Consider the following 5,749-nt stretch of genomic DNA (forward strand, 5'->3'; position numbering starts at 1 on the left):
CGAAAAATAAAAAACAAGGGTAATAGTGACTATGTTGCAATTTAAATGCCGATTAGCTTAGAACGGGAAATTCTATTTTCTCGGCGGTTGAGTTGTTGTCGTTGACGAGGATTTAAACGTCCATCTCTCAAGTCACGCCTCCAAGCCGAATTTAAAGATGCTTCTCGACGCTGCAATTGGCGATATTCACGTTTGTTAATACTGCCATTTTGAACACCATGAGCAATCCGATGTTGCTGATTAACTTCCCGATGATAGACTTCTTGAGCCGAAGCTACTGTTGGCAAAAAGATTGCAGCCGCGCACATCGCAGCAAATGCGAAAAGTTTCATCTAAATATCCTAAAATTATTTGAGGAAGCAAGCGAGAAATAGGGATTTTTTCAACATCTCTAAATACTGATGCTTGATGTCACAATTCTATTAACCTCTTTGCCAAACCACCTCTGACTAAAGTCATCAGTCTGATCATGACTTTAGTCACTATTAAGAACGCTAGTGTTTATCTGCTGAAGTCGCTATTTAAGGTTAAAGTTAAGTCGCTATTAGGATTAATTACAACGACTTGATTGGTAGAAGTGGGATCAACAATGCCGCCAATTGTAGCGCCAGCCGCAGCGCCGCCGATAACTTTTCCAGCAGTGATAGTGCGATTACCAGTGATGCCAGAAATTCCAGTGGCAGCTGCGGCCCCAATTGCGGTATCTCTTAAAGTCGAGAGAACGTTACGATTTTGATTTGCGCCAACGGCTGTACCAATGGCAGTACCAGTTAAGACTTTGCCAAGTGTAATATGGTTGTTACCAGTGATGCCAGAAATTCCGGCGGCGGCGGCGGAGCCGACAGCAGCATCTTGGAGAATAGCTGTGATGTTAGGACTACGTACATCTTGTGTAGTAGTGATTGGACGCGAAGAGGCATTAATTGGAAACTGCTGACCATTGATAATCAGCTGACTAGCAACAAATTCAGAACCACCGTCTACAGGTTGCAATTGACCAACAACTTGGCTACCAGCAGGAATAGTTAGAGTTCCCTGATTATTTTTGATATCAGTTGCGACTGTCAGTGTTAGAGGTGCAGTTTCCTTGGGACTAACAACGATTTTCTTGGCATCCAGATATTTAACAGGAATAGAAGTTCCAGAGTTAAGTAGGGCAGTGATTGAGGAGCCAGTAGCATTTGCAATATACTGCCCAGGAATAGTAGAGGTTTGTCCAGAGGGCGTTAAAGCAAGACATAAAAAAGCTGAGACTTCAGCACGACTAGCTAATTGATTAGGTCTAAGGGACTTAACATCAGGATAATCTACGACCAGACGTTTTTCAGTAGCAGCAGCAATACCACTCTGGGCATAAGTAGGAATAGAACTGGCATCAGCAAAGTTTGCAGTTAGGGTGGTAGTCGGAGACTGAGTGGGAGAGTAATTTAAGCCACTAGCTAAAGCGACGAGAACTTGAGCGCGAGGAATATTTTGAGTAGGATTAAAAATCTGACCAGGGTAGCCGGACAAGAAGCCTGTCTGGTTGGCTGTTGCAATTGCATTATGGGCCCAGTAATTGCTGGGGACATCTGCAAATTGAACTAGATTACGACTCTTTTGTGCATTTGGGAAAGCCTTACCAATCATGGCGGCAAACTCAGAGCGGGTTACAGAGGCATTGGGACGGAAAGTACCATCTGGGTAACCACTGATAATTCCTTGTTGAGCCAGTTGGGAAATACATGATTGCGACCAATTGCCTTGAACATCAGTAAATGTCGATTGAGCAAATGTGGGACTGGCAATAACCAAAGGTGCCAATGCACCAAAGGTCATTTGTAGTAACAAAGATAAGGCAGTTCTCGACTGAGATATTTTAGTCATGGAATGATTGACCCCAATGAAAAGTATTTTCTCTTATTTGCAGTTGCTAATGAAGATCAAATATTACAGTGTTTTTTTCTGTAATATTTCAACCCATGCACAATATACTAGTCTGAAATTAAACAGAAAAGTTCCACAAAAGTCAGTACAGCTGAGAAAAGTAGTTGAGGATGTTATCGAGCAGAATTCAGGAGTCAGAAGACCTACCCCGCATTTCTCACGCATGAGAGAAGGGAAAGAAACAAGGCAGATTGAACTCTCCCACTAGCGAACCTCACGGGCGAAGTAATAAGTAAGAAGTAATGAGTAAGAAGTAAGATTCATTACTTCTTACTCAGATAAACACAGAAGGCTCTATTTTTTTTGTTTCAGCATAAGCAGCACCTTTTTCAAGAATATTTGCAAGGTTATTCAGTGTGCGAATAGACACGGGTATTAAAGCTTGGTACATTGAAATGGTCATTGAGATTTCTCCAGAAAAAGTTCAAAGGACTTTGAGCCGCCCCATCTAATATTAGGGGGGAGCAACGCGAAAAAGTGAGATCCTCGTGAAATAGACTGTTCCTTGAGCAGGGGGAGTAAAGAGACAAATAAGCGTATTTTTTACATCTAATTCCTCAAAAATGAGCCAACGGTAAGTAAGTTGTTAAGATGATGTTGACTCATTTTGAATGAGTCAAAGCAAACCATCACTGACCACCATTAGAAGCATGAAGCATCTGTCAGACTACAACTTCTTTGACCCAGAAGTGCTTGTGTGCCCTTATGAATTCTACAAGCTGGCACAAGAGCAAGCACTAATTATGGAGCTACCAAGTCCCAGAACGGAAGCAAAACTCTTTCTTGTTACTCGCTATGACTTAGTGATCGAAATTCTGAAGGATACAAGAGTATTCTCTAGCAATTTCTCGACTTTATTGGCAGGCATTGAAGAACATGATCCAAAGTTGCAGAAAATTTCGGATCAAGGCTGGCCTCAGATGAACACCTTACTGACGGCAGATCCACCAGAACACGAGCGATTTCGCTCGCTGGTGAATAAGGCATTCACCTCGTCGCGTATCAACAAAATGCGTGACTTGATTGAGCAGATTGTTGATGAACTCATTGACAGTTTCATTGATCGCGGTAAGTGTGAATTCGTCAGTGAGTTTGCTGTACCCTTACCGCTCAAAGTTATTGCTCAACAGTTAGGTGTGGCACAAGCAGATTTGCCTCAGTTCAAGCAATGGTCTGATTCCTTTATTGCGCGTTTAGGTCAGATACTTTCTCCTGAGCAGGAGATCGAGTGTGCTAAAGATGTTGTCGCTTTCCAGCATTATTTTCATGAAGTCATGGAGTCACGGCAAAAACAGCCTGAAGATGATTTGATCACTGACTTGGTACAGGCGAAAGTGGATGGAGAGCGCTCACTCGACACTGCTGAACTGCTGAGTATAATTCAGCAAATATTAGTGGCAGGCAATGAGACTGTCACCAGTGCGCTCGCAGCTGGAATGTTGTTACTGACAAACAATAAAGAGCAGATTCCCTTGGTACAAACAGATATTTCCCTGTTAGAGAACTTTGTTGAAGAAGTTTTACGAATGGAAAGTCCGACAGCAGGAATGTGGCGAGTTGTGACGGAAGATACAAAACTAAGAGATGTTGATCTCAAAGCTGGGTCTTTAGTGATGCTCCGCTTCGATGCTGCTAACCGCGACTCCATAAAATTTATTGAGGGTGGGCGTTTCGATGTGCGCCGCCAGAATGCAAGCAACCACCTATCTTTTGGTCATGGGATTCATTTTTGTTTGGGCGCTATGCTTGCTCGAAAGGAAATGCAGATCGCATATCAGCATTTGCTAATACGGTTGAAGGACATTCGCTTGGCACAAGAAGGATATCAGTACTTACCGAACGTACTCATGCGGACACTGAAGCACCTTTATATTGAGTTTGACAAGGTATCATGATCGCATCGCATTTTCATGAAGGCAGCTATTTCGCCAACGCCTGACTCGCACTCGTGTGGACAAAATCAATTTTGGTAGTGAGGTGACGTTTAGCGGTATCCCCAAGCTACATGACCTAAACCGCCACCAACCAATCGCACACTACAGACTTATACCAAGTTGCAAAAGATAGTATTGTTACATTTCGTTATATTGAACAGAGCCAAGAAAATCCGACTTCTCCCTTAACAGTAAGGGGGTTATTCATCAGCCACCCCAACAGCCTCGCCAACCTTTGAGACTAATTCACTGTAGAAGTCCCCAGCGCTATTTAGCCCAAGCTGCATTTTCACCATCAACCCCTTCCATCCAAGAATCGCAATATTTTCTGGGGTATGTGGTGTCGTGTCACTGAGTGGTGTTGCAAAGACTATATTATTAGTGCGTGACACCAAATCAGAATTGTGGGATATGGACAGTGATGTTGTGTCAGTTACTGGTGTAGTTGTACTTATATTATTACTGACTAACACCAACTCACTTTGAAATAATTCATCCCGATTGAACCACTGCCCGAAAATTGAATCACGCTCATCATTAGGGGCAACAAACTGATAAACGCACTCCCGATTTTCACGCTTGCCCAATCGACCAACGTAATTCAACTTTAAATCAATCTTGGCAAGTAACTTCTGTGCGATCGCCACTGGGGTTAGTTTTTCCGAGACACTGACATTCAAGTAATTCTTGATAACGTGCCGATGCGTTACAGCCAGTGCCTTAAACTCCACCAGCTTCTCGTCGCTGCCACGTAACTGAACGTCTGGTGTAAGAAACTGTAACAGATTCAGATTTTCGAGTAACAGTACAGCAGGCAATAGCTGCCCCTTGTTAAAATCCGGTTTCCAAATCCAATTCTCCCCAGCCTCTAATTGCGCTTTTGCCCGTTTCGCATCACGGGTTGTCAGAAACTCTCGCCCCAGCGTCAAATAGTAGTGCATCCGTAGTTGAGGATACCACCCATCGTCATCTTTCTCGACCAAATCAGGCGTAACTTCAACTTCATAGCGACGGGACAATTCAGCCTTGCGCTGCTGGTGTCGTTCAGTTTTGGTTTTCGCCCTTGTGTCTTGCAGCTTCTTGAGTTCGGCATCAGAGATGGTTGGAGAATCCGCGATGCCTGCGGCGGGCTACGCCTACGCTTCACACTCCGCAGTATACAAATCAACAGATGCCGCCTTAACCGACTCGATTACTGCTCCACTTTCATCGTCATCAGCATCAATTGCATCAATAACGGTGTAACCATCCTCGACCAACCCCGCAAGCACCCATTCCCGATAGCGCCGCATCTCAACATTAATCACAGAACCGCGTTTACCCCAAGTCTGTAATGACTCTGGCTGAAAGTTCTGATCAACATAGCTGTAATCGTCATTATCCGCCGCCGACAACAGCGCAATCACATAGACCAGATTTTTATGGCTCGAAGTTCACTTCTAACCCACATTCCGCACTTCATTTTAAAAACATTGTTCGATTCACTAAGAGTGTTAGTTGGCTCCTGTTGCGACACAACGGGAGTTTTTTGTTCTGATAATCTGGTAACTTGTTGGAACTGTTGTAAAAAATTTTTAAGTTTCATCAGTAATATTTATTTCAGGAGGCAGAAGGAGGGAGGCAGTTCTTGCTGGTCTTGCTACAATCCCATGCTTAAAAACATGGGATTGTAGCAAGAAAAAGAGGCAAGGGCAGAGGGGCAGAGGGGCAGAGGGGAAAGAACTTGGTATTTTTGTTCTCTCCCCCTGCTCCCTCTAGCGAACCTGCTCAGGCGCAGGCGCAGGCTTTGAGAGATGTGGTGAGAAATCCGGGACTTGAGTCATAGCCATGACCCCCGAAGAAAAAGAACGGTTACAAGCAGCAGTAAAAGAAATCGCGGCAATCCTGTA

General features: G+C 43.9%; 6 protein-coding genes. 1 reads left to right on the forward strand and 5 read right to left on the reverse strand.

Going from position 1 to position 5,749, the window contains the following annotated elements:
- Positions 1-41: 41 nt before the first annotated feature.
- From HWQ38_RS01280 to HWQ38_RS01290, 3 genes are all read right to left on the reverse strand, one after another.
- A complete protein-coding gene (locus tag HWQ38_RS01280; protein ID WP_292789396.1) occupies positions 42-332 on the reverse strand; it encodes a hypothetical protein in 291 nt (96 codons plus the stop codon).
- A gap of 169 nt (positions 333-501) precedes the next feature.
- Entirely contained in the window at positions 502-1,866 is a 1,365-nt protein-coding gene (locus HWQ38_RS01285; RefSeq protein ID WP_292789398.1) for an S-layer homology domain-containing protein, read from the reverse strand.
- Between the two features lie 334 nt (positions 1,867-2,200).
- Positions 2,201-2,329 carry a DUF1993 family protein gene (locus tag HWQ38_RS01290; RefSeq protein WP_366933205.1) on the reverse strand — a complete coding sequence of 43 codons (129 nt, stop codon included), beginning with the start codon at positions 2,327-2,329 and terminating at the stop codon, positions 2,201-2,203.
- A 208-nt stretch (positions 2,330-2,537) separates the two neighbouring features.
- Between HWQ38_RS01290 and HWQ38_RS01295 the strand changes: the two genes are divergently transcribed.
- Entirely contained in the window at positions 2,538-3,821 is a 1,284-nt protein-coding gene (locus tag HWQ38_RS01295; protein ID WP_292789400.1) for a cytochrome P450, read from the forward strand.
- Positions 3,822-4,060: 239 nt separating this feature from the next.
- Here HWQ38_RS01295 and HWQ38_RS01300 read toward each other — a convergent pair whose 3' ends face one another.
- Both HWQ38_RS01300 and HWQ38_RS01305 read right to left on the reverse strand, forming a co-directional pair.
- Positions 4,061-4,879 carry a hypothetical protein gene (locus tag HWQ38_RS01300; protein WP_292789402.1) on the reverse strand — a complete coding sequence of 273 codons (819 nt, stop codon included), beginning with the start codon at positions 4,877-4,879 and terminating at the stop codon, positions 4,061-4,063.
- Between the two features lie 117 nt (positions 4,880-4,996).
- Entirely contained in the window at positions 4,997-5,266 is a 270-nt protein-coding gene (locus HWQ38_RS01305) for a hypothetical protein (RefSeq protein WP_292789404.1), read from the reverse strand.
- Between the last annotated feature and the right edge of the window lie 483 nt (positions 5,267-5,749).

This window comes from Nostoc sp. NMS7 (assembly GCF_017115085.1).
Classification (GTDB): Bacteria; Cyanobacteriota; Cyanobacteriia; order Cyanobacteriales; family Nostocaceae; genus Nostoc.